At 61.4% G+C, this 13,425-nt stretch carries 11 protein-coding genes; 10 read left to right on the plus strand and 1 reads right to left on the minus strand.

The window, feature by feature from the left end; translation table 11 throughout:
- The first annotated feature begins 17 nt into the window (after window positions 1-17).
- The 5 genes from J2Y83_RS03935 (at window position 18) to tldD (ending at window position 8,389) form a co-directional block, all read left to right on the plus strand.
- Window positions 18-614 (plus strand): Maf family protein, encoded by a 597-nt coding sequence (locus tag J2Y83_RS03935; RefSeq protein WP_253393412.1) that lies wholly within the window; start codon window positions 18-20, stop codon window positions 612-614.
- 69 nt (window positions 615-683) lie between these two features.
- A complete protein-coding gene (rng, locus tag J2Y83_RS03940; RefSeq protein WP_010567681.1) occupies window positions 684-2,141 on the plus strand; it encodes a ribonuclease G in 1,458 nt (485 codons plus the stop codon).
- Window positions 2,142-2,217: 76 nt separating this feature from the next.
- Window positions 2,218-6,033 carry a YhdP family protein gene (locus J2Y83_RS03945; RefSeq protein WP_253393413.1) on the plus strand — a complete coding sequence of 1,272 codons (3,816 nt, stop codon included), beginning with the start codon at window positions 2,218-2,220 and terminating at the stop codon, window positions 6,031-6,033.
- Between the two features lie 48 nt (window positions 6,034-6,081).
- Complete coding sequence (locus tag J2Y83_RS03950; protein ID WP_253393414.1) at window positions 6,082-6,930, plus strand: carbon-nitrogen hydrolase family protein; 849 nt, start codon at window positions 6,082-6,084, stop codon at window positions 6,928-6,930.
- 16 nt (window positions 6,931-6,946) lie between these two features.
- Window positions 6,947-8,389, plus strand: a complete 1,443-nt coding sequence (gene tldD, locus J2Y83_RS03955; RefSeq protein WP_253393415.1) for a metalloprotease TldD — start codon at window positions 6,947-6,949, stop codon at window positions 8,387-8,389.
- 45 nt (window positions 8,390-8,434) lie between these two features.
- Here the strand turns inward: tldD and yjgA are convergent, their stop codons facing one another.
- Window positions 8,435-8,956, minus strand: a complete 522-nt coding sequence (yjgA, locus tag J2Y83_RS03960; RefSeq protein ID WP_010567685.1) for a ribosome biogenesis factor YjgA — start codon at window positions 8,954-8,956, stop codon at window positions 8,435-8,437.
- A gap of 108 nt (window positions 8,957-9,064) precedes the next feature.
- On the opposite strand from yjgA, the gene pmbA reads away from it, so the two are divergent.
- The 5 genes from pmbA to J2Y83_RS03985 all read left to right on the plus strand — a co-directional run bounded on the left by pmbA (window position 9,065) and on the right by J2Y83_RS03985 (window position 13,392).
- The gene (gene pmbA / locus J2Y83_RS03965) at window positions 9,065-10,411 is read left to right on the plus strand and encodes a metalloprotease PmbA (protein WP_247396002.1); all 1,347 of its coding nucleotides are present in this window, start codon (window positions 9,065-9,067) and stop codon (window positions 10,409-10,411) included.
- A 147-nt stretch (window positions 10,412-10,558) separates the two neighbouring features.
- Window positions 10,559-10,954 carry a FagA protein gene (locus J2Y83_RS03970; RefSeq protein WP_253393416.1) on the plus strand — a complete coding sequence of 132 codons (396 nt, stop codon included), beginning with the start codon at window positions 10,559-10,561 and terminating at the stop codon, window positions 10,952-10,954.
- A complete protein-coding gene (locus tag J2Y83_RS03975) occupies window positions 10,947-12,323 on the plus strand; it encodes a class II fumarate hydratase (protein ID WP_253393417.1) in 1,377 nt (458 codons plus the stop codon). Before J2Y83_RS03970 ends, J2Y83_RS03975 begins: the two co-directional genes overlap by 8 nt.
- A 27-nt stretch (window positions 12,324-12,350) precedes the next feature.
- A complete protein-coding gene (locus J2Y83_RS03980; RefSeq protein WP_247395999.1) occupies window positions 12,351-12,779 on the plus strand; it encodes a hypothetical protein in 429 nt (142 codons plus the stop codon).
- A gap of 1 nt (window position 12,780) precedes the next feature.
- Window positions 12,781-13,392 carry a superoxide dismutase gene (locus J2Y83_RS03985; RefSeq protein ID WP_253393418.1) on the plus strand — a complete coding sequence of 204 codons (612 nt, stop codon included), beginning with the start codon at window positions 12,781-12,783 and terminating at the stop codon, window positions 13,390-13,392.
- Window positions 13,393-13,425 lie beyond the last annotated feature (33 nt).

The following is a 13,425-nucleotide window of genomic DNA, read 5'->3' on the forward strand; positions in this document are numbered from 1 at the left end:
CACAGGGAGAGTCTGCAATGAATTCGCTTTATCTGGCCTCAGGCTCCCCAAGGCGGCGTGAACTGCTGACCCAGATCGGTGTGCCCTTCACCGTGGTCAGCGCCGCGATTGATGAAACGCCTCTTACAAACGAATCTCCTGTTTCCTACGTCGAGCGCCTGGCGCGTGCCAAGGCAGCGGCGGGTTTTGCTGCCCTCGGGGAAACCTCGGCGGCCTGTGTGCTGGGCGCCGACACGGCGGTGATCGTTGATGGCCAGATCCTTGGCAAGCCGCTGGATCAGGCCGACGGCCTGGCCATGTTGCTGGCTCTGGCAGGGCGTGAACATGAAGTGCTGACGGCCATTGCCCTCACGGACGGTCAGCGCTGTGCAACCCGATGCGTAAGCAGTCGGGTACTTTTTCGGGGGATTTCTGTCGAGGAGGCTACAACCTACTGGCACAGTGGAGAACCCCAGGACAAGGCCGGGGGCTATGCTATCCAGGGGCTGGGCTCGGTGTTCGTGGCCGGGCTCAATGGCAGTTATTCCGCCGTGGTAGGCCTGCCGGTGTGCGAAACCGCGCAGTTGCTTGGCCAATTCGGCATACCCTGTTGGCAAAACCTTACCGTGCGCTGAGCGCCATACACAGCGCCCAGCCCTAAGCGACCGGTCACTATTGTGAAAACGCCTGAACGAGACCCAGCCATGAGTGAAGAGATTCTGATCAATATCACGCCGATGGAATCGCGCGTGGCGGTGGTAGAGAACGGTGTTCTGCAGGAAGTTCACGTCGAGCGCACCCAGAAACGCGGGATCGTCGGCAACATCTATAAAGGCAAGGTCGTGCGTGTATTGCCGGGCATGCAGGCCGCCTTCGTCGACATCGGCCTGGACCGTGCCGCGTTTATCCATGCTTCGGAAATTTCCTTGCGTGAAGGCCCGGCGGTGGAAAGCATCAGCGCCCTGGTGCATGAAGGGCAGAGCCTGGTGGTGCAAGTCACCAAGGACCCCATCGGCTCCAAAGGTGCGCGGCTGACCACCCAGCTGTCGATTCCTTCGCGCTACCTGGTGTACATGCCGCGCACCGCGCATGTCGGCATTTCGCTGAAGATTGAGGACGAAGCCGAGCGCGAGCGTCTGAAAAAGGTGGTCAGCGACTGCGTTGCCGCCGAGGGCATCAAGGAAGCGGGTGGGTTTATCCTGCGCACCGCCGCTGAAGGCGCCGGTGCCGATGAAATCCTCATGGATATCCGCTATCTGCGGCGGTTGTGGGACCAGATCGGCGCACAGATCAAGACCGTCGGTGCCCCCAGTGTCATCTATGAAGACCTGGGCCTGGCCTTGCGTACCTTGCGTGACCTGGTCAGCCCCAAAATCGAGAAGATTCGCATCGACTCGCGGGAAACCTTCCAACGCACCACGCAGTTTGTTGCCGAACTGATGCCGGAAATTGCTGACCGCCTGGAGCATTACCCAGGCGAGCGGCCGATCTTCGACCTGTATGGCGTCGAAGACGAAATCCAGAAAGCCCTCGAACGCAAGGTGCCGCTCAAGTCCGGTGGCTACCTGGTGGTGGACCCGGCCGAAGCCATGACCACCATCGACGTCAACACCGGTGCGTTCGTAGGGCATCGCAACCTTGAAGAGACCATCTTCAAGACCAACCTCGAAGCGGCCACTGCGATTGCCCGCCAATTGCGCCTGCGCAACCTGGGCGGGATCATCATCATCGACTTCATCGACATGGAAGATGAAGAACACCAGCGTCAGGTGCTGCGCACCCTCGAAAAACAACTGGAGCGTGATCACGCCAAGACCAACATCATCGGCATCACCGAGTTGGGCCTGGTGCAGATGACCCGCAAGCGCACCCGCGAAAGTCTGGAGCAAGTGCTGTGCGAGCCGTGCAGCAGTTGCCAGGGACGCGGTAAATTGAAAACGCCTGAAACGGTTTGCTACGAGATTTTCCGGGAAATCCTACGAGAGGCGCGAGCCTACCAGGCTGAAGGTTATAGAGTGCTTGCCAACCAGAAAGTGGTCGACCGTCTGCTGGATGAAGAGTCCGGTAACGTGGCCGAACTGGAGGGGTTTATCGGTCGCACTATTCGGTTCCAAGTGGAAACCATGTATTCCCAGGAACAATACGACGTGGTGCTGCTCTGATCCTCATTCATTTGTTTTCCCTGATTCCGACAGACCTTGATCTGCGGTCCGACTACTGCCTTGAGGGTCGCCTGACATGGAGCGTCTGATACGCTTTTTTGCCGCTTTGACCCGCTGGGGCCTGGGCCTGTGCGCCTTGCTGCTGGTATTGGCGGCGGTGTACGTGAGCCTTGGGCGTGAATTGACCCCGTTGGTCGCCGAATACCGGGCCGAAATCGAAGCCAAGGCCCAGGCTGCGGTGGACATGCCGCTGCAGATCGGTCGTCTTGAAGGCCGCTGGAGCGGTTTCGCGCCTGTGTTGCTGGCCCACGACGTGATGGTGGGCGAGGGCAGCAATGCCTTGCGCCTGGACCAGGTCCAAGTGGTACCGGACATCTGGGCCAGCCTGATGGCGCGCGACGTGCGCATCGCCCACCTGGAAGTCAGCGGCCTGCAACTGAGCGCCAAGGAGGACAAGGACGGCCACTGGGCGCTGCAAGGCCTGCCGGTGCAGGACGACCAGCCGCTGGACCCGGAGCAGTTGCTCAAACGCATGCAGAGCGTTCAGCGGGTCTCGTTGCTGGATAGCCAGGTCACGTTGCAGCCATTCGACCAGACGCCGCTGACCCTCACGTATGTGGGCCTGAGCCTGCAAACCGGCACCACCCGCCAACGTCTGGACGCCCGCCTGACCCTGCCGGACGGCCAGCCCCTGGCCCTGAGCCTGCGCACGCAGATCCGCGCCAGCGCCTGGAAAGACGCTGAGGTTCAGGCCTACCTGAGCCTGCCCCAGAGCGATTGGGCCAAATGGGTTCCGGCCAGGTTGACCCAGCAATGGAAACTCACGCAGTTCAAGGCAGGCGGTGAATTCTGGCTGACCTGGGCGAAAGGCACCGTGCAAAGCGCGGTGGTGCGGCTCAACTCGCCGCAAGTGACGGGCAGCTACGCGGATCGCAAGCCGGTACACATTGAAAACCTCGCCCTGACCGCTTACCTGCAACGCAGTGAGAGCGGCCTCAAGGTGCTGTTCGATTCGTTGGCGATGAACCTCGGTGATACCCGTTGGGAATCGCGCCTGCAATTGCAGCAACGCCTGGCCACCGACAAGGAGCAGGAAGTCTGGAAGCTGCAGGCCGACCGCCTCGACCTGACCCCGCTCACCCCGCTGCTGAATGCCCTGGCGCCATTGCCGGAAGGATTCGCCAAGACGATCGAACACCTAAAAGCCACCGGCGTGCTGCGCAATGTGTTGGTGGATTTTCGCCCACAGGACACGACCGATCAGAAAGTCAGCTTTGCCGCCAACCTCCAGCGAGTGGGCTTTGACGCCTACTTCGGTGCCCCCGCTGCACGTAACATTTCCGGCAGCATCAACGGCGACCTGGGGCAGGGCGAGTTGCGCATGGACAGCAAGGATTTTTCCCTGCATCTCGACCCGATCTTCGCCAAGCCCTGGCAGTACATCCAGGCCAATGCGCGCCTGACCTGGAAGCTCGACCAGCAAGGCTTCACCTTGATCGCGCCATATATCAGGGTGCTGGGCGAGGAAGGCAAGGTCGCCGCCGACTTCCTGATTCGCCTGCATTTCGACCATAGCCAGGAAGACTACATGGACCTGCGGGTCGGCATGGTCGATGGCGACGGGCGTTTCACGCCTAAATACCTGCCGGCGGTGCTGAGCCCGGCGCTGGATGAATGGCTGCGTACCTCGATTCTCAAGGGCGCGGTCGATGAAGGCTTCTTCCAGTATCAAGGTTCGTTGAATCACGACGCGTTGCCCGCCTCGCGCAATATCAGCCTGTTTTTCAAAGTGCATGATGCTGAATTGGCGTTCCAGCCGGGTTGGCCCCATGTGAGCAAGGTCAACGGCGAGGTGTTTGTCGAGGAGAGTGGTGTCCGCATCCTGGCCAGCAAGGGCCAACTGCTCGACACCGGCGTCAAGGACGTCTACGTCAATATTCCTCACGCGCCCGCGGGCAAGGACAGCCACTTACTGCTCACCGGTGAGTTTGCCGGTGGCCTGGGTGATGGCCTGAAAATCCTCCAGGAAGCACCGATAGGCACCGCTTCGACCTTTGCCGGTTGGAAAGGCGAGGGCGATCTACAGGGCAAGCTGGATCTGGATGTCCCGTTGGCCAAGGGCACCGAGCCGAAGATCGTGGTGGATTTCCAGACCGACAAGGCGCGTCTGCAATTGGCCGAACCGACCCTGGACCTGAACCAGCTCAAGGGCGATTTCCGCTTCGACAGCGCCAAGGGCCTGAGCGGGCAGAACATCACGGCGCAAGCCTTCGATCGGCCGATCAGCGCGCAGATCTTTGCGGATGGCAAGCCGGGCAAGATCAGTACCCGCGTCACCGCCAGAGGCCAGGTCACGGTCAAGCGCCTGACGGACTGGTTGAAAGTCAGCCAGCCACTGCCGGTGTCCGGCGATATTCCGTACCAGTTGCAGCTCAATCTGGACGGTGCTGACAGCCAGTTGATGGTCAGCTCCAACCTCAAAGGTGTGGCGGTGGACCTGCCGGCGCCGTTTGGCATTCCGGCCAGCCAGGGCCGTGACAGCGTGTTCCGCATGACCTTGCAGGGCGCCGAACGCCGCTACTGGTTCGATTACGGCGATCTGGCGAACTTCACCTTTGCGGCGCCGCCGGACAAGTTCAGCGAAGGTCGCGGCGAGTTGTTTCTGGGTGATGGCGATGCGCTGCTGCCCGGTGGCAAAGGCCTGCGCATTCGCGGTGTGCTGTCGGAACTGGACATCGATCCGTGGAAGAAACTCGTCGATCGCTACGCGGGCAACGACCCGGGAGGCAGCGCGAAACAGCTATTGAGCGGTGCCGACTTCAAGGTGGGCAAGTTGACCGGCTTTGGGCAGCAGTTCGACCAGGTCAACCTCCAGCTGGACCGCAAACCCGCGGCCTGGGGCCTGCAGTTTGACAGCCAGCAGGCCAAGGGCACGGTCAACCTGTTGGACGCCAAAGGCGCGCCGATTGCGGTCAACCTGCAGTACGTGAAATTGCCGGCTGTGGACCCGACGGTACAGGCGGACGAGAATGCGCCGGACCCATTGGCCGACATCGATCCCAAGGATATTCCAGCGCTGGACATCAGCATCGATCAACTGTTCCAGGGGCCGGACTTGATCGGCGCCTGGTCGCTGAAGATCCGGCCGACTGCCAAGGGCCTGGCCTTCAACAACCTGGACCTGGGCCTCAAGGGCATGCAGCTCAAGGGGGCAGGCGGTTGGGAGGGGGCTGCGGGTGACAGCAGTAGTTGGTACAAAGGGCGCCTGGATGGCAAGAACATTGCCGATGTCCTCAAAGGGTGGGGTTATGCACCTACCGTGACCAGTGAAGACTTTCACCTGGATGTGGACGGCCGTTGGGCGGGCTCGCCCGCGTGGGTCGGACCCAAGCGTTTTTCCGGCAGCCTGGATGCAACGTTTCGCAAAGGTCAGTTCGTTGAAGTGGAAGGTGGCGCCCAGGCGTTGCGGGTGTTCGGCCTGCTTAACTTCAACTCGATCGGCCGCCGGCTGCGCCTGGACTTCTCCGACCTACTCGGCAAAGGCTTGAGCTATGACCGGGTCAAAGGGTTGCTCGCGGCCAGCAACGGGGTGTTCGTGACGCGCGAGCCGATCACCCTGACGGGGCCGTCGAGCAACCTGGAACTCAATGGCACCTTGGACCTGGCGGCTGATCGCGTAGATGCCAAACTGCTGGTGACATTGCCGGTGACCAATAACCTGCCGATCGCCGCGCTGATTGTCGGCGCGCCGGCCATTGGTGGCGCGCTGTTCCTGATCGACAAGTTGATCGGCGACCGTGTTTCGCGTTTTGCCAGCGTGCAGTACAAAGTGGAAGGGCCATGGAAAGACCCGAAAATCACCTTCGACAAGCCATTTGAAAAGCCAAACTGAGAGCCTGTGGAGTAGCATGGCCGCATGCCATTTATGGAGTGTCGGCCCATGTCCTTTGCGGTAATTCAAATGGTCAGCCAGAGCGATGTGCTGGCCAACCTGGTCCAGGCCCGGCGCCTGCTGGAGCAAGCGGCGGCCGAGGGCGCGCGGTTGGCGGTGCTGCCGGAAAACTTCGCCGCCATGGGCCGCCGTGATGTGGCTGACATCGGTCGCGCCGAGGCGCTGGGCGAAGGGCCGATCCTGCCATGGTTGAAACAGACCGCCCGCGACCTCACCTTATGGATAGTCGCCGGCACTTTGCCGCTGCCGCCCAAGGACCAACCGAACGCCAAGGCCAACGCCTGCTCGTTGTTGATCGATGAGCATGGCGAGATCGTCGCCCGCTACGACAAGCTGCATTTATTCGATGTCGACGTGGCGGATGCGCGCGGTCGCTATCGTGAATCCGATGACTATGCTTTCGGGAGCAACGTTGTCGTGGCGGATACACCGGTCGGCCGCTTGGGCCTGACAGTGTGTTACGACCTGCGCTTCCCGGAGTTGTACAGCGAGTTGCGCGCAGCGGGGGCTGAACTGATTACCGCGCCCTCGGCCTTCACCGCGGTGACCGGCGCCGCCCATTGGGATGTGCTGATTCGTGCGCGGGCCATCGAGACCCAGTGCTATCTGCTGGCGGCCGCCCAGGGCGGGGTTCATCCGGGGCCACGGGAAACCTATGGCCATGCGGCGATTGTCGATCCATGGGGCCGCGTGTTGACGCAACAGGATCAAGGCGAAGCGGTGTTGCTGGCCGAGCGCGACAGCAGTGAACAGGCGTCGATACGGGCGCGCATGCCGGTGGTCAACCACCGGCGTTTTTTCTCGCAGGGCGCGCAGCGGCCTGCTTCAGAACGATGAATTTAAGGCCAAACCTATGAGCGAGTTGTTGTCCTCAGTCAGTGAACACCTCCTGGCACCCGGTGGCGTGACCATCGAAAGCTTGCAAACCGTGCTGGGCGATCTCGCCGGGCCGGGCATCGACGCGGCCGACCTGTATTTCCAGGGGCAGATTTCCGAGTCGTGGGCCCTGGAAGACGGGATCGTCAAGGAAGGCAGTTTCAACCTCGACCAGGGCGTCGGCGTGCGTGCGCAATCCGGTGAAAAAACCGGTTTCGCCTACAGCAACGCGATCACCCTGGAAGCCCTGGGCCTGGCCGCCCGTGCCGCCCGTTCGATTTCCCGCGCCGGCCAGAACGGCACGGTGCAGGCATTCAGCACCCAGGACGTGGCCCAGTTGTACGCGCCGGATAACCCCCTGGAAGTGATCAGCCGCGCGGAAAAGGTCGATCTGCTCAAGCGTATCGACGCCGCGACCCGTGCCCTCGACCCGCGTATCCAGCAAGTCACCGTGAGCATGGCCGGGGTGTGGGAACGCATCCTGGTGGCGTCCACCGACGGCGGCCTGGCGGCGGATGTACGGCCGCTGGTGCGTTTCAACGTCAGCGTGATCGTCGAACAGAACGGCCGCCGCGAGCGCGGAGGGCACGGCGGCGGCGGGCGTACCGACTACCGTTATTTCCTCGCCGAAGACCGCGCCATGGGCTATGCCCGCGAAGCGCTGCGCCAGGCGCTGGTCAATCTGGAAGCCATCCCCGCACCGGCCGGCACCTTGCCGGTGGTGTTGGGTTCGGGCTGGTCCGGCGTATTGCTCCACGAAGCCGTGGGCCATGGCCTGGAAGGTGACTTCAACCGCAAGGGCAGTTCGGCCTACAGCGGACGCATGGGCGAGATGGTCGCCTCCAAGCTATGCACCATTGTCGATGACGGCACCCTGGCTGGTCGCCGTGGCTCGTTGAGCATCGACGACGAAGGCACCCCGACCGAATGCACCACACTGATCGAAAACGGTGTGCTCAAGGGCTACATGCAAGACAAGCTCAACGCCCGCCTGATGGGCGTGGCGCGTACCGGTAACGGCCGCCGCGAATCCTACGCGCACCTGCCGATGCCGCGCATGACCAACACTTACATGCTTGCTGGCGAAAGCGACCCGGCGGAAATCATCGCCTCGGTCAAACGCGGGATCTACTGCGCCAACCTCGGTGGCGGCCAGGTCGACATCACCAGCGGCAAGTTCGTGTTCTCCACCAGCGAGGCGTACCTGATCGAAGACGGCAAGATTACCGCGCCGGTCAAAGGGGCGACGTTGATTGGTAACGGGCCGGAAGCCATGAGCAAGGTGTCGATGGTCGGTAACGACCTGTCGCTGGACAGCGGCGTGGGCACGTGCGGTAAGGATGGGCAGTCGGTGCCGGTGGGCGTGGGTCAGCCAACCTTGAAAATTGATGCGATCACCGTGGGTGGCACGGGGTCGTAAGAGCGGGAGCTTCGGGTGGCGAAGACCGCCACCCGGGGAAGAGGATCAACGCAGGCCGCGTTGAGTCTCGTCCAGCTCACGGATGTACTTGAAGATTTTACGGCTGGTGGCCGGCGCCTTGTTTTGCGCCAGTTCGTGCTGGGCCTGACGGATCAGGGAGCGCAGTTGCTGGCGGTCCGCGTCCGGGTAGTCCAGTACGAATTTCTCCAGCACCGCGTCATCGCCCGAGATCAGGCGGTCACGCCAACGTTCCAGGTTATGGAAGCGTTCGTTGTACTGGCGAGTGGAGGCATCGAGTTGATCGAGCAGGGTCAGAATCGCGTCAGTGTCCTGATCGCGCATCAGCTTGCCGATAAACATGATGTGCCGTTTACGCGCGATATTCGCGGTGTGCTTGGGTGCATCTGCCAGAGCCCGGCGCATTTCGTCGGTCAGCGGCAGTTTTGCAATCAAGTCAGGCTTGAGCGTTGTAAGGCGCTCGCCGAGGTCAACCAGAGCATGCAGCTCGCGTTTGACCTGGGTTTTGCTTTTCTCCCCATCGAGGGAGTCGTCGTAAGAATCAACCATGGTGGCAGTCCGCAAAGAAACGCCGCCATGATAACCAGTCGGGGGCCGCTTGTCCGGCCCGGTCGCTCGATGGCCTTAACCGAAAGCAGAATTTGAGTGGAGAAAACCATGAGTGCAGCCCAAAGCGTCGGTCCGCAAGCGTTACCGGCACTGCAGGAACAAGTCGAGCAGATCCTTGCCGAGGCCAAGCGCCAGGGGGCCAGTGCCTGCGAGGTGGCTGTGTCCCTGGAGCAGGGGCTGTCGACGTCGGTGCGTCAGCGGGAAGTCGAAACCGTCGAATTCAACCGTGACCAGGGGTTTGGCATCACCTTGTATGTAGGCCAGCGCAAAGGCTCGGCCAGCACGTCGGCGAGTGGGCCGGAGGCGATTCGCGAGACGGTGGCCGCCGCCTTGGCGATTGCCAAGCACACGTCCGAGGATGAAAGCTCGGGTCTGGCCGACAAGGCGTTGATGGCCAAGGACCTGCAGGATTTCGACCTGTTCCATGCCTGGGACATCACCCCGGAACAAGCCATCGAACAGGCGCTGACCTGCGAAGCGGCGGCGTTTGATGCCGATCCCCGGATCAAGAACGCCGACGGCACCACCTTGAGCACCCATCAGGGCTGCCGCGTGTACGGTAACAGCCATGGCTTTATCGGCGGTTATGCCTCGACGCGCCACAGCCTGAGCTGCGTGATGATCGCCGAAGCCAACGGCCAGATGCAGCGCGATTACTGGTACGACGTGAACCGCCAGGGTGACTTGCTGGCCGACCCGGTCAGCATCGGCCGGCGTGCCGCGCAACGTGCCGCGAGCCGCCTGGGCGCACGCCCGGTGCCGACCTGTGAAGTGCCAGTGCTGTTCTCGGCCGAACTGGCCGGTGGCCTGTTCGGCAGTTTCCTGGGGGCGATTTCCGGCGGCAACCTGTACCGCAAATCGTCGTTCCTCGAAGGTGCGATTGGCCAGAAGCTGTTTCCGGAGTGGCTGACCATCGATGAACGTCCGCACCTGATGCGTGCCATGGGCAGCTCGTCGTTCGACGGCGATGGTCTGGCGACCTATGCCAAGCCGTTCGTCGAAAACGGTGAGTTGGTCTCCTACGTGCTGGGCACTTATGCCGGGCGAAAACTGGGCCTGCCGAGCACTGCGAACTCCGGCGGTGTGCACAACCTGTTCGTGACCCACGGCGAAGAAGACCAGGCGGCGCTGTTGCGGCGCATGGGGCGCGGCCTGCTGGTGACCGAATTGATGGGCCAGGGCTTGAATATGGTCACCGGGGATTATTCCCGCGGCGCCGCGGGTTTCTGGGTAGAAAACGGTGAGATCCAGTTTGCCGTCCAGGAAGTGACCATCGCCGGCAATATGCGCGACATGTTCAAGCAGATCGTTGCCGTGGGTAACGACCTGGAGCTGCGCAGCAACATCCGTACAGGTTCGGTCCTGATCGAGCGGATGACGGTCGCCGGTAGCTAATCCTTCCGACGCTTCACCAAAAGGCGCGCCATCTTGCGGATGGCGCGCCTTTTTTGTGGCTGCATTTCAGGTTGATTGGTTTGGCGCTCTTGTTTTGATTCTCAATATCAATTAATAATAAATATCATTATCAAGTGAGTGCGGATCATGAGTGCTGTCCTGCATGAGGACCCCTACCTGGAAAGCTGGCGTTGGATGAGTCGTCAGATTCGCTGCTGCCTCGATCCCAATGAGCCGCGCCTGATCGAACACTACCTCAATGAAGGTCGATACCTCGCGTGTTGCACCGCGACCCATCCGTGGACGATCGCTGAAACGGCCTTCCGCCTGCTGATCGACACCGCCACCGACATCGCCTTGCCGTGGCATTGGCGATCCCAGTGCCTGGACCAGGCCTGGCGCCCGCTGCGCGACCTGGAAAAACTCTCCCGCTGTGCCTGCCGCCTCAAGCGCTGGCAGAGCTTTGCCTGGCAATTGGCGACGTGCGAATTGCTGCCTTCGATTTCCGTTTCTGACTGGGTGCAAGGATCTTCCGATGAGTAATAGCCGTATCGAACGTGACAGCATGGGCGAACTGCAAGTCCCCGCCGAGGCCTTGTACGGCGCGCAAACCCAGCGCGCGGTGAACAACTTTCCGATCAGTCACCAGCGCATGCCGGCGCCATTCATTCGTGCGCTGATCCTGGCCAAAGTGGCAGCGGCCAAGGTCAACGTCGACCTCAAGCAAATCAGCGAAGGGCAGGGCAAGGCTATCGTCGATGCCGCTCAAGGCTTGCTGGAAGGCGATTTCATGCCGCACTTCCCGGTGGATATTTTCCAGACCGGTTCCGGCACCAGTTCCAATATGAACGCCAACGAAGTGATCGCGACCCTGGCCAGCCGTTTGCTCGGCGAGGCGGTCAACCCCAACGATCACGTGAACTGCGGCCAAAGCAGCAACGACGTCATCCCAACCACTATCCACGTCAGTGCGGCGCTGGTGCTGCATGAGCAAACGTTGCCGGCGTTGCAGCACCTGGTGCAGGTCATCGAACAGAAGGCCGAAGAGGTCCGCCCGTTCATCAAGACCGGCCGCACGCACCTGATGGACGCTATGCCGGTGCGCATGAGCCAGGTGCTCAATGGTTGGGCGCAGCAGCTCAAGGCCAATATCGCTCATCTGCAGGACCTGCTGCCGAGCCTGCAAGCTCTGGCCCAGGGCGGTACGGCTGTCGGCACTGGGATCAACGCGCACCCGGAGTTCGCGGCGCGTTTCAGCCAGCAACTGAGCAGCTTGACCGGCGTGCAATTCACCCCGGGCAAGAACCTGTTCGCGTTGATCGGCTCCCAGGACACCGCCGTCGCCGTCTCCGGCCAGTTGAAAGCTATCGCGGTGTCGTTGATGAAAATCGCCAACGACTTGCGCTGGATGAACTCCGGCCCGCTGGCAGGCCTGGGTGAAATCGAACTGGAAGGGCTGCAGCCCGGTTCTTCGATCATGCCCGGCAAGGTCAACCCGGTGATCCCGGAAGCGACTGCCATGGTTGCCGCGCAAGTCATCGGCAATGACACGGTGATCACCATTGCCGGCCAATCCGGCAACTTCGAACTGAACGTGATGCTGCCGATCATCGCCCAGAACCTGCTCAACAGCCTCGAACTGCTGGCCAATTCCAGCCGCCTGCTGGCGGACAAGGCCATCGACAGCTTCAAGGTCAATGAGGCAAAACTCAAGGAGGCGCTGTCGCGCAACCCGATTCTGGTCACCGCACTCAACCCGATCATTGGTTACCAAAAGGCCGCTGAAATCGCCAAGCAAGCCTATCAGCAAGGTCGTCCGGTGATTGATGTCGCCCTCGAACACACGAACTTGCCGCGCAGCCAACTGGAGGTCCTGCTGGACCCGGAAAAGCTCACAGCCGGCGGCGTGTAATCATCGACCCTGCTTTGGAGGCTCACCATGGAGCATTGGAAACGCACGATCGAACGGGCCAATCGCTGCTTTATGCAGGGCGAACTGGTCGACGCTCGCGAAGCCTATTTACAAGCCCTGGCCCTGGCTCAAGTGTTGTTCGAACGCTGGGCGAACGCCGACGAAGCAGTCGCCGCCTGTGTCATTTCCCATCACAACCTGGCGGACCTGCACTTGCGCCTGAACCAGCCGGAAGAAAGCGCGGAATACCTTTGCGCCATCCACCAGCGCCTGTTACAGACCCTGCAGGACCGGCGCCTGAGCCCGCAACTACGTGACGCGGCGCTGCGCCAGAGCAGCAAAACCTACGTCGAACTGTTGAACTTCATCAGCGATTACGGCGAATACCCCCGTACCCATCGCTTGCTGGGCGGTACTGCGGCGCAACCGACCCCTCCTCAATACGGAGCACACTGATATGTCCTACACCTTGCCTGCCTTGCCTTACGCCTACGATGCTCTGGAGCCGCATATCGATGCGCAAACCATGGAAATTCACTACACCAAGCACCACCAGACTTATATCAACAACCTCAATGCCGCCGTGGAGGGCACCGAGTTTGCGGGCTGGCCGGTAGAGAAGCTGGTATCGAGCGTCCAGCAACTGCCCGAAAAACTGCGCGCTGCGGTAATCAATCAAGGCGGTGGTCATGCCAACCACTCGTTGTTCTGGGCGGTAATGTCGCCCAAAGGTGGCGGCAAACCCGAGGGCGCGCTGGGCCAGGCGATCGATGAGCAACTGGACGGCTTCGACAGTTTCAAGGACGCCTTCACCAAAGCCGCGTTGACGCGCTTCGGCAGCGGTTGGGCCTGGCTTTGCGTCACCCCGCAAAAGACCTTAGTGGTGGAGAGCAGCGGCAACCAGGACAGCCCGCTCATGAACGGCAACACCCCGATCCTCGGCCTGGATGTGTGGGAACACGCCTACTACCTGCTGTACCAGAACCGTCGGCCTGAATACATCAATGCTTTCTACAGGGTTATCAACTGGCCGGAAGTTACCGCCCGCTACCAGGCCGCCCTGGCCTGATATCACCCTCTCTACCAAGACTTAAGGCTGACT

Origin of the sequence: Pseudomonas marginalis (genome assembly GCF_024169655.1) — a bacterium.
Lineage (GTDB): Bacteria > Pseudomonadota > Gammaproteobacteria > Pseudomonadales > Pseudomonadaceae > Aquipseudomonas > Aquipseudomonas paraveronii.

Coding starts and splice junctions, on each gene's coding strand:
- J2Y83_RS03980 (WP_247395999.1), top strand. CDS start 12,351: ATGGAGCATTGGAAACGCACGATCGAACGGGCCAATCGCTGCTTTATG.
- tldD (WP_253393415.1), top strand. CDS start 6,947: ATGAGCGAGTTGTTGTCCTCAGTCAGTGAACACCTCCTGGCACCCGGT.
- J2Y83_RS03945 (WP_253393413.1), top strand. CDS start 2,218: ATGGAGCGTCTGATACGCTTTTTTGCCGCTTTGACCCGCTGGGGCCTG.
- yjgA (WP_010567685.1), bottom strand. CDS start 8,956: ATGGTTGATTCTTACGACGACTCCCTCGATGGGGAGAAAAGCAAAACC.
- J2Y83_RS03935 (WP_253393412.1), top strand. CDS start 18: ATGAATTCGCTTTATCTGGCCTCAGGCTCCCCAAGGCGGCGTGAACTG.
- J2Y83_RS03950 (WP_253393414.1), top strand. CDS start 6,082: ATGTCCTTTGCGGTAATTCAAATGGTCAGCCAGAGCGATGTGCTGGCC.
- pmbA (WP_247396002.1), top strand. CDS start 9,065: ATGAGTGCAGCCCAAAGCGTCGGTCCGCAAGCGTTACCGGCACTGCAG.
- J2Y83_RS03970 (WP_253393416.1), top strand. CDS start 10,559: ATGAGTGCTGTCCTGCATGAGGACCCCTACCTGGAAAGCTGGCGTTGG.
- J2Y83_RS03985 (WP_253393418.1), top strand. CDS start 12,781: ATGTCCTACACCTTGCCTGCCTTGCCTTACGCCTACGATGCTCTGGAG.
- rng (WP_010567681.1), top strand. CDS start 684: ATGAGTGAAGAGATTCTGATCAATATCACGCCGATGGAATCGCGCGTG.
- J2Y83_RS03975 (WP_253393417.1), top strand. CDS start 10,947: ATGAGTAATAGCCGTATCGAACGTGACAGCATGGGCGAACTGCAAGTC.